Consider the following 15,702-nt stretch of genomic DNA (forward strand, 5'->3'; position numbering starts at 1 on the left):
ACATTTTAAATTATCGTTCTCTTAATGCTTCTTTCGCTTTATTAAATGGTTTCAACAAGTACTCGATAATGGTTTTTTGACCCGTACGAATATCCACTGTTGCCACCATACCTGGTGTGATCGAGAAAGATTTTCCAGCTTTGTTCACTAACTTGTCTTTATCAGTACGAATATAAACACGATAGTAGAACTGATCTTGCTTTACTTCATCGCGAATTGTATCAGGTGAAATTACTGTTACCTTACCTTCCAATCCTCCATAGATTGAATAATCGTAGGCTGTAATTTTTACCATCGCTGGCTGATTTGGATGGATAAATGCAATATCTCGTGGAGAAATACGCGCTTCAATTAGTAATTGTTCATCAATTGGTACTATTGTCATCAATTTACCATTTTGAGGAACTACACCACCAATCGTAGTCACTGCAATTTCTTTAACCACACCACGCACAGGTGCTTTAAAAGTAGAACGTTTAACCGAATCAGTACGACCAGCAACCACCTGTTGTAAAGATTGAATATCAGCATTTGCCTTCGCAAGCTCTTCACGTGATTTCACATAATAATCATTACGTTTGTCATTGATTTGATTTTCAAAATTGTTAATATCACGTTTTAATCGTAATACTTCAACTTCAGAGGCCGCACCTTTTGCAACCAATGGTTGTGTCATTTGCAATTCATTTTGAACCAAAGCCAATGCATGCTTAAGACCAGTGATTGATTCATCAAGATTGGCACGGCGCGAAGTATACAATGCTGTTTCTTCTCGAACTAAACTTGGTACCGCCAAAACAGCTTTTGGAAAATTAATGGCAGTACCATTCACTTCTGCTTCTAAACGTGCTGCTGTTGCCTGAGTTGCCAATAATTTAGTTTGACTTTCACCCACTTGAGACTCAAACCGTGTTGGATCGATTTGTGCAAGTGTTTGCCCTTTTTGAACAATATCACCTTCTTTCACATCTAAGCTAGTCAAGATACCACCATCCAAAGACTGAATAATTTGCTCTTTAGATGAAGGAATGACTTTACCCGTTCCTGTTGACACTTCTTCCAGCTTGAATAGGCATGCCCAGATTAAGAAAGCCAACAACCCTATAGCCACTATCCAAATAATGAATGTTGACTTAGGCAAAGGAGGCTCAGAGAACTTCAAAGCTGAAGGATTGGTTGGGCGCTGCAAAACATTGGATGCACTATTTTCAGATACAGCCTTTGTTTCTGGAACAACTTCATTTTGATTATTTTGCTCTTGGCTCATGCTGAAGCCCCTCCTGCATTTGGTTGATTCCCAGGATTCAGGATGGCATCACGAGGTCCATCTTTAATAATCTTACCTTCATGTACAACAATAATACGGTCAACGAGTTGTAAAACCGCAGGTCGGTGTGTGGCAACAACCAAAGTTCGATGTCCCAACCACTGTTTTAGATGCTGAATCAATAATTTTTCAGAAACATCATCAATCGATGCTGTTGGCTCATCGAGCAATACAATATTTGAGTTTCTTAATAATAATCGTGTGAGCAACAATGCTTGTTTTTGTCCACCAGAGAAGCCTACACCACCCTCAAGAATAATGTGGTCTAAACCTTCTTTTTTCTGTTCTACGATTTCCATCGCATTGGTAATTTTCAATGCACGAATAATTTCATCATTGGTTGCCAAAGGCGCGCCCAACGTTAAATTCTCACGAATCGTACCAAAGAATAAGTGTGCATTTTGATTTAATAAAGACATATCACGACGGATATCATCTGGGTCAAGTAAAGATTGATCCACACCATCTAAACTAATTTTGCCTTGTATTGGGCTTTGCATACCTGAAAGAAGCTGCAACAAGGTCGATTTTCCTGCACCATTACGGCCCAGAATTGCAATCTTCTCACCTGGTTTAATTTTTAATTGCGGAATCACTAAGGTTGGACGTGGATCATCTTCAGTATATTTAAATACCACACCTTTAAATTCATAATCACCATTTAATACTTTTCGCTGAATTAATTGCGCGCGATCAGGGCGATCAACAGGTTTTTGCATCAACTCATCGAGACCTGTTTTCGCTACTTTCGCTTGTTGCCAACGACCTAATACGCCTGTAATTTGCGAAATTGGTGCAAGCATACGAGAGGATAAAATTGAACATGCAACCAATGCACCCGTAGTCATATCCCCTTTCATGACCGCAAAGCATCCTACTAAGACCACAATTGCAAAAGTCAAACCTTGAACCTTCTGCGTCCAAGAATTAAGCCAACCAACGATCTTCCGTTGACGCATACTAATTTCAGCAGAAACTTCATTCATATGATTCCACTGATTTTGAAATCTTGCTTCAGCACGCAATAATTTAATATCTTCAATCCCTTGCACGGCTTCCACTAAAATCGCATTACGAATTGCAGATTCACGCATCCCTTCTGTTGCCAATTGTGCTAATTTTTTCTGTACAAGAAATCCAGGGAGTATCATCAGTGGGACGACGATCAACATCACCCAGAAAATGTTGCCACCAATAATCCAGAAAATAATAAGAAATAGGAAAAAGAAAGGTAAGTCAGCAATCGCACTAATCGTGGTCGAGGTGACCAATTCACGAACACCTTCTAACTCACGAATTTGGGAAATAAAAGATCCTGTTGAGCGAGAACGATCTTTATTACGAATCCGTAAAGCATGCCCAAAGACCTGATCTGAAACTTTCAAATCTGCGCGTTTACCAATAATGTCTGATAAATAGATTCTGGCAATTCTTAATACAAATTCAAAAATAGCAGCAATGAGAACACCACCTGCCAGAACCCAAAGCGTTGGTATCGACTGCGAAGGGATTACACGGTCATATACTTGCATCGAAAAAATAACTGTTGCTAATGCCAAAATATTGGCCATCATCGATGCAACCATAATATCTGTATAACGCTTCCAATCCTTTAGAACGATATCCCAGAACCAGCTTTTCTCATAAGGCTTAATATATTCGTCAATACGTGCATCTGGTACAGATGTTTCTGGTCTAAAAATGTAAACTCGTTTCGCATTACTTTGTAATTCATGTAAATTAAAAGTTTGAGATAGGCCTTGATCGCCACTCAATTGCAAGCTTGCATTTCCAGCACTATCTACCTTCTCAATGACTGCAACCTGACCATCATTAAACTCTACCACCACTGGCAATCGCCATGGATTTAACACATCTGTGGTAAAATCTGCCTTGCGAACGTTTAAGCCAACTTGGCGCGTAATAATCGCCAACATATCATCGAGGTCTGAATATTTATTCCAATCCAGTTGAAGTCGAATTTGCTCTTCAGAGGGTTGAACTCGATAATGCTGTGCAACCGTAATAATGGCTTGTAACCATGGTTGATAATTTATTTTTTGATTCATGGTTGTACTTCAAACCCCTGAATTTGAATATTATTTAAGTGGTAAGCATTTCTACTTTTACCAGTCACATTGATAAATACAGCAATTGTATCGTATATATCAAAACGCGCGCCTTCTCTTTCAATTCTTGAACTTTGATATGACTGTTCAGAACTGAGCAAATCCAAGATAGAACGTTTGCCTAGTTTGTATTGCTCTTCATAAAGCTCACGTGTTTTTGCTGTAGATCGTTCACGATCCATTAGTACCCAAATTTGCTTATCTGTATTTTCAATACTTTCACGGGCAATCTGCGCTTGATCAACAATATTCAAATAAGTTGCATTGAGCTTCGCTCGTGCTGCTTGCTCCGCATAGTTGGCTGCCTTTACTTGAGAACCGACAGCACCGCCCTGATAAAAATTACTCGACATTTGTACGGCAATCGAGCTATTCGTGTTATCCTCAATACCTGTATTTGGATTTTTACCATTTAAAGCTTTACTGACTGAACCCACTAAAGAAATTGTTGGATAAGCACTCAATTGTGTCTGTTTTTTCTGGCTTTGTGCAACATCAATTTCCGCTTTAGCTGCAATCATACTCGGAATTAAATTCATTTCAGGTGAATCATAAAGTCCAGACATTTTGACGTATTCATCTGGAATGACAAAATCAATCCGCCCCACATCAAATCCTAAGAAAGTTCGCAATTTTTGCTCTTGTTGCTTTAACAAGTTTTGTTGAGTAATCAAATAAGAACGCGCATATTCCACATAGCTTTGTGCTTGTACTGGATCAGCATTACTACTGATACCTGCCTCCGCTCTTAAACGTGCAATTTCATGTAAGCGACTGACACCATTATATTATTCTTGTGCTATTTTTATAATATTTCTATATCTCATTAATGACAAAATCGTACGTGCAGTTTGTGTAGATATATCATCAATACTCATTAAAACATTCGCTTGCTCAAGCGCTAATTTATTTTGCTGTGTAGTTACACTCGATTTTACTTTGCCAAAATCATAAAGCATTTGGTTGGCTTCAACGGAATATAACTGTCTTCCTTTATCACTTGAAGTGAAATCACCTGTATTCATTCCTGCTTTTAATTGTGGATAATATTGCGCTTTAGCAACATCAATATTGGCATTTTGCGATGCCAATGTTGAAATTGTCTGTGCAATACTCGGATTCCTCTTTACTGCGATTTGAATAGCATCTTCTAAATTCATCGTTCGCGTCTGACGAGTATTCAAACTAGTTGCTTCAGCATTTTCTAAATATAAATTATTTAATGATGCTTTTTGCCCAGTATAAGGCTTCACAACTGGTAATGAATCATTTGAACTCACATCTGGTTGATATGTAAAATCAGATAGTGCTTTCAGCTGAGCAGTTCTAAATGATTGATCATCTTTAGGTTTAATTAAACCTGCCACACCTTGTTTAATATTTTCAATATAGTTTGTATCTTGTGCATATCCATTGCTCTGTGACAGAACAAATAAGCTCACTGCACTCAAACTTTTAAAAAAAATGGATGGCTTTTTCGCTATTAACATTCGTGAATGACACCTAGACAAGCTTTTAATTATCGGCATTAAATTATTTTAGATTATTCTCGTAACTAATACCTATTTTACACATTATAAAAAGCAAACAAATACTTATTTAAAGTTAATTTTCGTTAAATCAATCACAAAACATTTAAATCTAATGTTCAAAGCATAAGTTTTCAATCTAAATTTTAGACAATTTAAACCATAAAACTTAATTTTAACTTTAATCGTGAGTAAAAAAGAGAGTATAAAACTCTCTTTTTTACTAAAAATTAATTAAATTAATAAATGATATGATTACCTTTTAGTAAATCATCTAATGCTAATGTATTATTTTCTAGAATCACGAGCTCTTTAGGGGTGTATTGAGTACCTTTACCATCTAGGTCAATTTTTACAACTGCATCTTTTCCACTTTGCTCAACTGTTACATATTGGCTAATGTTACTTGCAGTCACACCTTTACCACTTAATAAGCTAGATACATCAATCTTGTCACCTTCAGCCTTAGAGAAGTCTGACCAGATATCACCATGTTCATCTGTATTCAATGCGGTGAATTTCACAGTGTCTGCACCTGCACCCATTTGAAGAACATGGATGATGCTTCCAGTAGAATAAACTTCACTTGCAGCAGAACCTTGAATTGTGTGTTCATAACCGATATTTAGGTGCGCTGTTGCAGTCTCACCATTACTATTTGTGACTTTATACACAAAGTCTTCAGTTGCATATTTATATCCTGTTTGACTGTAGTTATATGACCCATCAGCTTTGATTGTTAGAACACCATTCACTCCTTGAATCGTGTTACCACTTGCAGATACGGTTTCAAACGTTACGCCACCATCTTTTGAAATTGACAATTTACTTCCGATACCCAAAGTATCTTGAGATGTCGTTTCAACACCTACACCATTGAAAATATTACCTGTTGCAGTACCAAAGCTATCTAAATACCAGTCATTTAAGTTCGTTGTGGTCACTTGAACAGAAGTGTCATAACTTGAAGTAAACCAACTACTTGTTGAAGCACTAAAATCAACGCGATATTGTCCAGCTGAATTGATTTTAAATTCTGCATTTAGCACTTCATTACCACTCGTAATACTGTTACTCAGTGAAGAGCCAATAAACTTAGAACCACTTGCACCTACTACATTTTCCCACTGATTCGTTGCCTTATTGAATTTCTGCAACTGCCATTTGAAAGTTGTGTTATCTGGATCTTGAGTTGTAGAAACTGTACTACCAAAGAAACTCTTACCATAAGCAGCCTTAAATGCAACTTTAATCGTAGATTCAGCGTTATTATCAATATTAAATGTATTTGATGTTGTCGATATCAATCTGCTCGAACTGGTTGTAATAGACCCTGAACTTACAGAAGACTGAGAAGTCGTGTGATACACATTTGATTTAACTGTATCAAAGTCATTGAACAGCTGTAGTGTCGTACCAAATTTTGATGGATCTGTTGGATCCCATTTCACTTTAACTTCATCTGAACCAATTTGTACAAATACTTTCGCTTCCGATGTATTGCCATTTGCATTTTTAATGGTATACGTAAATGTATCAACTTTCCCGATATTACTAGAATCTTTATTTGGCGTATAAGAATATGAACCATCTGCTTTAATCAGCATTGTTCCGTATTTACCCACCAATGTCGTAGTTCCAGTAGAAGCAACATCCGCACCTTTACCATCGGAATTCACAAGTTTAGAGACTTGTGTACCTGCAGTTGTAACATCATCTGCCAATACATTACCCGAAACCACATTCGCTTTTTGAGCATCTAGTGTTGTAGATTTAGTTGTAGTTGTATATGTCACACTTAAGCTGTTCGCGGAAAAAAGCTAAATGCAGTTGTATCTTCAGCAATAATTTTATAATTACCTTGCGCCAAAGAATCTACAGTTTTAAGACGTGCTTGTTGTGGGAAGAAAAAGAAGAAAGCATTAAACAGGCCCGTATCTGTACTTGAAACAACTTTAGCCCATGAACCATCCGAATTTTGTTTATACAGAGTAATTCGAGTTGAATCTAAAAATGATCCAAAACCAGCATTTGTCGAAGAAATATCAACTGAAGTTGCCTGAGTTTCACCCACAGTGAAGTTAATTTCTGCTGCTGGTTTTCCAAGAAAAGAAATACCAAAGAATTTAAAAATAGATCCAAAACCTTTTGTTTCAGAATAAGTCGAACTGGTAGATGTATAACCTAAGTCAAGATCCGCACGTACAACATCATCATTTGCATGTAATAAAACTGGTGCAATCGCTGCTTTAGGTAGGCTTGAGTTACCAGCAGCATCTGTCGCGGTAACAGATATTTTTTCACCAGCACCGTATGCTTTATCTAAATTAACAACAAATTTTCCATCAGCACCAGTTACAGTAGTCCCAATAACCGTTCCTAAAGCATTTTTAACTGCAATATTACTATTCGCTTCAGCCGTTCCAGACACTTGGTTACCAGTCGCATTGAACAATGGGGTACCTAAATCTGGAGGAGTAAGGTCAAGTGCTTGTACATTACCGTCTGGTGACTTATTACCAGCTACATCAAATGCGTTCACTGTCAGTTTTTGACTATCTTTTTGTGCAATAGTTAATCCTACTGAAAATAAGCCATTTGCATCAGTTGTACCTGTACCAATGATATTTCCAGCTGGATCTCTGATTACAATTTTAGAGTTTACTTCTGCTTTACCTGTTACAACCGTGCCGTCATTGACAACTGCCAAGTTGGTCGGTACTGGTGGTGGTGTTAAATCAAGTGCATTTACTGTCGCATCTGGTGATTTATTTCCAGCTGCATCAAATGCGTTTACTGCCAGTTTTTGACTATCTTTTTGAGGTGTGGTCAAAATTACTGCAAATGAACCCGTCGCATCGGTCAAACCTGTTCCAATCAACTTTCCAGACGGATCTTTAATTTCAATTTTAGAATTTGCTTCTGCTTTACCTGTTACAACCGTGCCGTCATTGACAACTGCCAAGTTGGTCGGTACTGGTGGCGGTGTCAAGTCAAGTGCAATTACTGTTGCATCTGGTGATTTGTTTCCTGACGCATCAGAGGCATTCACAGTCAGCTTTTGGCTGTCCTTTTGAGGCGTAGTCAATGTTACTGCAAATGAACCCGTAGCATCTGTCAAACCCGTTCCTATTATCTTTCCTGACGGATCTTTAATTTCAATTTTAGAGTTTGGTTCAGCTTTGCCCGTCACCACACTACCTTCTTGTACAACTGCTAAGTTTGTAGGTGCTGCTGGTGGTGTTAGGTCTGAAGCATTTACTATTGCATCAGGCGACTTATTCCCAGCAGTATCAATTGCATTTACAATTAATTGTTGACTATCTTTTTGTGGAACCGTCAAAGTTACCGAAAAAGCACCATTTTGATCTGTCGTGCCAGTTCCGATGACCTGACCTTTTGAATCTTTGATTTCAATTTTTGAATTTGGTTCTGCCTTACCTGTAACCACACTACCATCTTGCACAACTGCTAAGTTTGCAGGTGCTACTGGTGGTATTAAATCTGGAGCAGTAAATTGAGTTGCAACTGATTCATTATGGCTTGCTGAATTATCTGAAGCTGTAGCACTGAATTGCTCAGATGCAATTCTTGGTGGAACTAATGCAACAGCAAATTTACCAAATTGGTCTGCAACAGTAGTTGCAATAACTTCATTTGCTTGATTTTTAATTTTAATTAGTGCGCCTGGTTCAGTAATACCAGAAACTAGGCTACCTGCTGCATTAATTGATACAGTAGGAGCAACTGGTGGAGCGAAATCTTTTAGAACTTGCGTACTTTTAATATCAAACCCTTGTGGGTTGATACCTGTAATAATAGCTGTCTCGCCATTAATAAATTCTGAAGTTGTATATTCTATACGACCTCTTGCATCAGATTGAACCACAATAGCTTTAATCAGAGCATTAGTAATTGCATCATAAAAGCTAATTGTAACGTCGCTATTCGGTTTGAACCCTGCTACTTTAATAATGTTGCTTACAAGGTCTAGGACACCTCCAACGATGCCACCAACACCGCCAACCACTCCACCAACAACCCCCCCAACAGGCGTGAGTACAGAATCTAGTAAATTAGCCATTTGCTTTTCCTCATTTTGAAATTTTAATGTCAATTTTTTGTAATTATAAACCATAAATTGTGAGAACTAGTTATCACTTTATCGGAATTGCGCACAAAAATTAAACTATTTATTTAGATTAAATGTAAAATCATGACTTTAATCGCTATTTATTGAAAACTACGTCTCATTTTTATTGCTAATTTTTGAAAATAAAACCGTACATCGGCAGAATCAAGGTATTGGGAAGAACATTTTAAAAAACTTAGAATCAAATATGTGTCTTTTTGTAGTATCACTTATATACTTTAGCGTTAAAATGAATGCTTCGTTATGATCCAATTTTAGACAATAGAAAGATGATTATGAATAAACTGACCTGTTTTAAAGCCTATGATATTCGTGGCAAACTTGGCACAGAATTAAATGAAGAAATTGCCTATAAAATTGGTCGTGCTTATGGGCAAATTTATCAACCTAAAACTGTTGTAGTGGGTTGTGATGTTCGTTTAACGAGTGAGGGTTTAAAACAAGCGACGATTCGCGGTTTAAATGATGCAGGTGTCAATGTCTTAGATCTTGGTATGACTGGAACTGAAGAGGTTTATTTCGGTGCTTTCCATCTTGATGTTCAGGGTGGTATTGAAATCACAGCAAGCCATAATCCGATGGATTATAATGGCATGAAATTGGTTCGTGAAAATGCTCGCCCAATCAGTGCAGATACAGGCTTGAAAGATATTCAAGCATTAGCGGAATCTGAAGCATTTGTTAATGTTTCAAAGAAAGGCACAGCAGAAAAATATAATATTTTGCCAGAATTTGTTGAACATCTACTCACCTACATTGACCCAAAAAAAATTCGCCCACTCAAACTCGTTATGAATGCAGGAAATGGTGCTGCAGGTCATGCCGTTGATGCCATTGAAGAAAAATTCAAACAACTGAATATTCCAATTGAATTTATTAAAATTCACAACAATCCTGACGGGACTTTCCCAAATGGGATCCCTAACCCAATCCTTGTAGAAAATCGTGATAGCACATCGAATGCTGTTTTAGAACATCAAGCAGATATGGGAATTGCCTGGGATGGTGACTTTGACCGTTGCTTCCTTTTTGATGAAAAAGGTCAATTCATTGAAGGTTATTATATTGTCGGTCTGCTTGCACAAGCGTTCTTACTCAAACAAGCGGGCGAGAAAATTGTGCATGACCCTCGTCTAGTTTGGAACACTTTAGACATTATTGACCAATATGATGGTGTTGCTGTTCAATCTAAATCTGGGCATGCCTTTATCAAAGATGTCATGCGTGAACATAATGCTGTATATGGCGGTGAAATGAGTGCGCATCACTATTTCCGTGATTTTGCTTATTGTGATAGTGGCATGATTCCATGGTTATTGGCTGTTTCTGTGCTTTCTGAAACCAAGCAATCGCTTTCTAGTCTTGTGGAAGATATGATTGATCGCTTCCCATGTAGTGGTGAAATCAACTTTAAAGTTGCAGATACTCAAGTAACGATTCAAAAAATCTTTGATCATTTTGCAGATCAAAAACCTGAGATCGACAAAACTGATGGGGTAAGTTTAGATTTTGGTGCTTGGCGTTTAAATGTACGTGCTTCAAATACTGAGCCTTTGTTACGTTTAAATATCGAAAGCCGTAAAGATAAAAATCCTAAACCGATGCAAGCTTATGTGGATGAGTTAACGCAGTTGATTCAAAGCTAATATTTTCACTTGGTCATAAAAATAGGCGCGGATTGCGCCTATTTTTTCTCATCTCTTTAAAACTATGCTTTATAACCTGTTGGATTCTGCTTTTGCCAATTCCAACTGTCAGCCAACATGTCTTCTAAATTATGTTTTGGTGTCCAGCCTAACTCAGCGACTGCACGCGCATTATTGGCATAGAAACTCGGTAGATCCCCCGCTCTACGATCCGAAAATTCTGCCCTTACAACAATATCATTCACTTTTTCAAACGTATTCTTGATTTGCAAGACTGAAATTGGCTGACCTGTACCAATATTCCACGCTCTACAACCTATATTTGTTAGTCGATTTTCAACGGCTAAAACATGTGCCTCTGCTAAATCAACGACATGAATGAAATCTCTCTCACATGTTCCATCTTGTGTTGGATAATCATTGCCAAAAATCGACAATTTTTCACGTTGCCCTACTGCAACTTGAGTCAAATATGGCATTAGATTATTCGGTATTCCTAATGGATCTTCACCAATGCACCCACTCTTATGCGCACCAACAGGATTGAAATAACGTAGTAATGCAATCGACCAACGATCATCAGCAATCGAAGTTTTTTCTAACATTTGCTCAATCACTAATTTGGTATAACCATAGTTATTATTTGGCATACCTAAAGTCATATCTTCTTGATAAGGTGATGGGTTTTTTTCGCCATAAACTGTTGCAGATGAGCTAAAAACTAAATTAAAGACATTGGCACGTTCCATCGCTTGAACCAATTGGATCGAACCCGCAATGTTATTATCAAAATAAGTCAATGGAATCTGTTGGCTCTCTCCAACCGCTTTTAACCCTGCAAAATGAATCACCGCATCAATCTGATGTGAAGCAAAAGCCTGATCTAAATCTTGCTGTTGACGAATATCACCCTGAATAAATTTTAGCGATTTTCCAGTCAACGCTTGAACACGCTTTAATGATTCTTCTGAGCTATTTGAAAGGTTATCTAGAACAACAACGTCATGCCCAGCTTCTAATAACTCAACACAGGTATGTGAGCCAATATAACCTGCACCACCAGTCACTAAAATTTTTGCCATACTTTTTCCTATCTTTCTATTCTTTACCTAATAAGATTTTAATTAATCCTTGGGTAGATGCATCCAATTGTGAAATATCTTTTTCTTTACCACTCAAAATTGGCAGCAATTGATTGGCAATTTCTTTGCCCTTTTCAACGCCCCATTGGTCAAATGGGTTGATATTCCAAATCACAGATTGCACAAACACTTTATGTTCATATAAAGCTATCAGCATACCAAGACTATATGGACTAAGTTCTTGTAACAAAATTGTAGAACTTGGCTGATTCCCCTCATACTGCTTATATAACGGCAATTGAGCTAATTCATCGGCATTTAATGCCTGATTACCAAATGCCAATAAACGCGATTGCGCCAAACAATTTGATAAAGCCAAGTGATGCTGTTCAATCAACGCTTCTGCACTTTCTGCATAGGTAAATTGATTGGCATTGTAACGCTGTACGGGTGCAATAAAGTCACAACTGACTGCATGTGTGCCTTGATGCAACAGTTGATAGAATGCATGTTGTGCATTTGGTCCAACCTCGCCCCAAACAATTGGACAGGTATTTAGTTCAACTTTCTCATCATTACGTTGAATTGACTTACCATTAGACTCCATTTCCAATTGTTGTAAATAGGAAGCAAAGTACTTAAGACGACCATCATAAGGAAGCACTGCATGCGTTTGAATATTCAGAAAATTATTATTCCAAACGCCGAGCAAGCCCATTAATACAGGAATATTGTGTTCAAACGGTGCTTTTTGAAAATGCTGATCAATCGCATACGCACCGGCTAATAACTGTTTAAAGCCTTCAACTCCAATTTGAAGCGCAATGGGTAAACCAATACAAGACCAGAGTGAATAACGTCCACCCACCCAATCCCATAACAAGAATTGATTGTCTTTGGCAATTCCCCACTCAGACATTTTTTCAGGCTTGGTCGAAACCCCAATAAAATGGTGTTGCACCACACTTTGATGTGAACCTAATGCTTTTTCTAACCATTGGCGGACAGTTTGCGCATTGGACAATGTATCAATCGTGCCAAAAGATTTCGATGAGATAATAAATAAAGTCGTTTCTGGACGAAGCTGATGCAGTAATTCAGAAAGTTGGCTTCCATCCATGGTTGAAACAAAATGGACTTTTAAAGGCTTCGCAGTACTCACTTTATAATCCGATAAAGCATGACTGACCATCAAGGGTCCGAGGTCTGATCCCCCCACACCAATATTAACCACATCTTGAATGACTTCACCAGTAGAACCACGACATTGTCCTGCATGCACTTTATCAACCAACTGATACATACGATCTAACTGCTGATGCACTAGACTGGAAAGCTCAGGATAATCTTGATCCCCTTTAGGTAAGCGTAATGCCCAATGCATCGCTGCACGGTTTTCAGTATAGTTAATTGCTTCATCAGTAAATAAATGTTTTACCCATTCACCCAGTTGCTTTGAATGAGCAAAATCAAATAAATAATCACGCGTTTCTTGGGTTATTCGATGCTTACTATAATCAAAACTCAGTGGATTAAAGTGGACTGAAAAATGATCAAATCGCTGCGCGTCTTGTTGAAATAAATCCGTCAATTTAACAGATTGTTGTGCAAGTGCATTATCCTGTAATTGTGTGAAACTGAGTTCAGCTTGCTCATTTTTATGAATAGAATCTGTCATACTCGCCCCACACCTTGATAAGCAAACCCTTGTGCTTTGACAAAGTCAGGATTCAAAATATTACGACCATCCAAAATCAACGGATGTGCCATTTTTAGCATTAACTGATGATAATCAGGACTCCAATATTGCTTCCAAGCCGTTAATATACATAATGCATGCGCTTGTTGAGAAGCTTGGTACTGATCTTCACACAAAATTAAATCAGTACGATCACCATATAACTGTTGCACTCGATCCAATGCTTCTGGATCATGTAATTGCACAATTGCACCCTGCGCCCATAATGCTGTCAACATCGCGTGAATCGGAGAATAATCAATACTGGATGTATTTTCTTTAAATGATGCACCCCAAACTGCAACAATTTTCCCTGACAATTGACCTTGATAATAATTCCATAACTTACGGAATAAAATCTCTTTTTGCTGTTCGTTAATCGCCCAAACTTGGTCTAATAACTGACTTTTAATACCAGAACCTGCCACTGTGCCAGTGAGTGTCAAAATATCATGCGAAAAGTTTTCACCACCAAATCCTACGCCAGGTGATAAATATGTGGAACCAATACGGCTATCAGCCGCTAAGCCTTGTTTGACATTTTGAATATCAATATTTAACTTTTCTGCAACTTGTGCCATATCATTCATGTAGCTGATACGTGTTGCCAACATGCCTGAAATACTCAACTTGGTAAATTCGGCATCCAAGAATGGCATAAATAAGTATTGATGCTTTAATTGAAAGAAAGGTCGAAGTAATTCTTTAATGAGCGTTTGGGTTTCAATACCATCCACACCGACAATAATTTGCTTTAAATCAATAAAGCTCTCAACAGCATTACCTTCTTGTATCGTATCTGGTAGATACGCCCAATGATCTGAAGCTAAAATTTGTTTTAATTTTTCAGTACCTTCCAAACCAAAAGTAGAACCATTAATCATCAATTTCGGATGAATCACGGGTTGCACTTTTAATTGTTCAGCCAATGCAATTGCTTGATCAAATTCCGTCGGATTAAAGCTAAATACAAAAACTTCACTTTGAAAATCAATATTACTCAAACCGACTAATTGCAAAGCATTATTAGAAAATTGCTTATGAATCAATTGATTCAGATTAGAATCTTGATAATGAATCGAGATTTGCTTTTCTTGTCCCACTTGAGGACACCATGAAACTTGATGCCCATATTCGGCAAACAAGCCGGCAATCACGCCAGCTTGTAAGGTTGTGCCAAAAACACAAATTTTCATATAGAGTCCAATATTTTATAAATTTAATTCTTTAATCAGTTCTTTGAATTCATTACCTAACTTAGGATGTTCTACACCATAGTGCAATACTGCTTTTAGGTAACCAATTTTACTACCACAATCGAAAGTTTGCCCTTTCATACGGTAAGCTTCAACATTTTCAATTTTTTGTAAGGCAGCAATTGCATCTGTCAATTGAATTTCATTACCCGCACCTTTTGGTGTTTGCTCTAGGAGTTGCATAATTTTCGCAGGCAAAACATAACGACCAACAACAGACAGATTTGATGGCGCAGTACCCACAGCAGGCTTCTCTACAATACCTTGCATTACAATACTTTCACCTTCATCTGGTGAATGAGCAACATCAACAATACCATACTGATCAACCAGATGGTCTGGCACAGCTTCGACCATAATTTGAGAGGCCTTTGACTCATCAAAACGACGAATCATTCGCGCTAAATCATTTTCGGTACGATTTTCTTTAACTAATACATCAGGCAATAGCACGGCAAAATCATCATCACCTACAACAGCCTTTGCGCAGAGTACAGCATGCCCTAAACCTAAAGGCTGAGGTTGACGTACACTAATCACACTCACATGACTTGGTAAAATTTCTGTAATTTCTTTAAGCAAATCAATTTTTTTCTTATTTTCTAAAGTTGTTTCTAACTCAAAATTACGATCAAAATAATCTTCGATTGAAGCTTTTGAAGAGTGTGTGACCAAAATAATTTGTTCAATTCCTGCAGCAACTGCTTCTTTCACCACATATTCTATTGCTGGGCGATCTACCACAGTGACCATTTCTTTTGGAATAGATTTGCTTGCTGGTAAAAAACGTGTACCAAGACCAGCGACAGGGAGAATAGCTTTTTTGATCATTACAAAATTTC

The 15,702-nt window shown here is 37.7% G+C and carries 9 protein-coding genes and 1 pseudogene; 1 reads left to right on the forward strand and 9 read right to left on the reverse strand.

The window, feature by feature from the left end; all coding sequences use genetic code 11:
- Positions 1–10: 10 nt before the first annotated feature.
- The 5 genes and pseudogenes from EXE09_RS05715 to EXE09_RS05735 all read right to left on the reverse strand — a co-directional run bounded on the left by EXE09_RS05715 (position 11) and on the right by EXE09_RS05735 (position 9,069).
- Complete coding sequence (locus EXE09_RS05715; RefSeq protein ID WP_228255429.1) at positions 11–1,267, reverse strand: HlyD family type I secretion periplasmic adaptor subunit; 1,257 nt, start codon at positions 1,265–1,267, stop codon at positions 11–13.
- A complete protein-coding gene (locus EXE09_RS05720) occupies positions 1,264–3,396 on the reverse strand; it encodes a type I secretion system permease/ATPase (protein ID WP_068975581.1) in 2,133 nt (710 codons plus the stop codon). Before EXE09_RS05720 ends, EXE09_RS05715 begins: the two co-directional genes overlap by 4 nt.
- Positions 3,393–4,946, reverse strand: a pseudogene (locus EXE09_RS19165) (TolC family protein). The gene EXE09_RS05720 and the pseudogene EXE09_RS19165 overlap by 4 nt, the downstream one beginning before the upstream one ends.
- A 278-nt stretch (positions 4,947–5,224) precedes the next feature.
- Positions 5,225–6,781 (reverse strand): BapA/Bap/LapF family large adhesin, encoded by a 1,557-nt coding sequence (locus EXE09_RS05730; RefSeq protein WP_130116622.1) that lies wholly within the window; start codon positions 6,779–6,781, stop codon positions 5,225–5,227.
- Positions 6,782–6,783: 2 nt separating this feature from the next.
- Complete coding sequence (locus EXE09_RS05735) at positions 6,784–9,069, reverse strand: Ig-like domain-containing protein (RefSeq protein WP_165382037.1); 2,286 nt, start codon at positions 9,067–9,069, stop codon at positions 6,784–6,786.
- A gap of 344 nt (positions 9,070–9,413) precedes the next feature.
- Between EXE09_RS05735 and EXE09_RS05740 the strand changes: the two genes are divergently transcribed.
- Positions 9,414–10,784: a phosphomannomutase CpsG gene (locus EXE09_RS05740; protein WP_130116624.1), complete on the forward strand. Its 1,371-nt coding sequence runs from the start codon at positions 9,414–9,416 to the stop codon at positions 10,782–10,784.
- Between the two features lie 62 nt (positions 10,785–10,846).
- Here the strand turns inward: EXE09_RS05740 and galE are convergent, their stop codons facing one another.
- The 4 genes from galE to galU are packed head-to-tail and all read right to left on the reverse strand — an operon-like array spanning position 10,847 to position 15,691.
- Positions 10,847–11,866 carry a UDP-glucose 4-epimerase GalE gene (gene galE / locus EXE09_RS05745; RefSeq protein ID WP_130116625.1) on the reverse strand — a complete coding sequence of 340 codons (1,020 nt, stop codon included), beginning with the start codon at positions 11,864–11,866 and terminating at the stop codon, positions 10,847–10,849.
- Between the two features lie 16 nt (positions 11,867–11,882).
- Positions 11,883–13,544 (reverse strand): glucose-6-phosphate isomerase, encoded by a 1,662-nt coding sequence (gene pgi / locus EXE09_RS05750; RefSeq protein ID WP_130116626.1) that lies wholly within the window; start codon positions 13,542–13,544, stop codon positions 11,883–11,885.
- Positions 13,541–14,800: a UDP binding domain-containing protein gene (locus tag EXE09_RS05755; protein WP_130116627.1), complete on the reverse strand. Its 1,260-nt coding sequence runs from the start codon at positions 14,798–14,800 to the stop codon at positions 13,541–13,543. Before EXE09_RS05755 ends, pgi begins: the two co-directional genes overlap by 4 nt.
- Before the next feature lie 15 nt (positions 14,801–14,815).
- The gene (galU, locus tag EXE09_RS05760) at positions 14,816–15,691 is read right to left on the reverse strand and encodes a UTP--glucose-1-phosphate uridylyltransferase GalU (RefSeq protein ID WP_130116628.1); all 876 of its coding nucleotides are present in this window, start codon (positions 15,689–15,691) and stop codon (positions 14,816–14,818) included.
- Positions 15,692–15,702: the final 11 nt, after the last annotated feature.

This window comes from Acinetobacter sp. WCHAc060025 (genome assembly GCF_004209355.1).
In the GTDB taxonomy this organism is placed as follows: domain Bacteria; phylum Pseudomonadota; class Gammaproteobacteria; order Pseudomonadales; family Moraxellaceae; genus Acinetobacter; species Acinetobacter wuhouensis.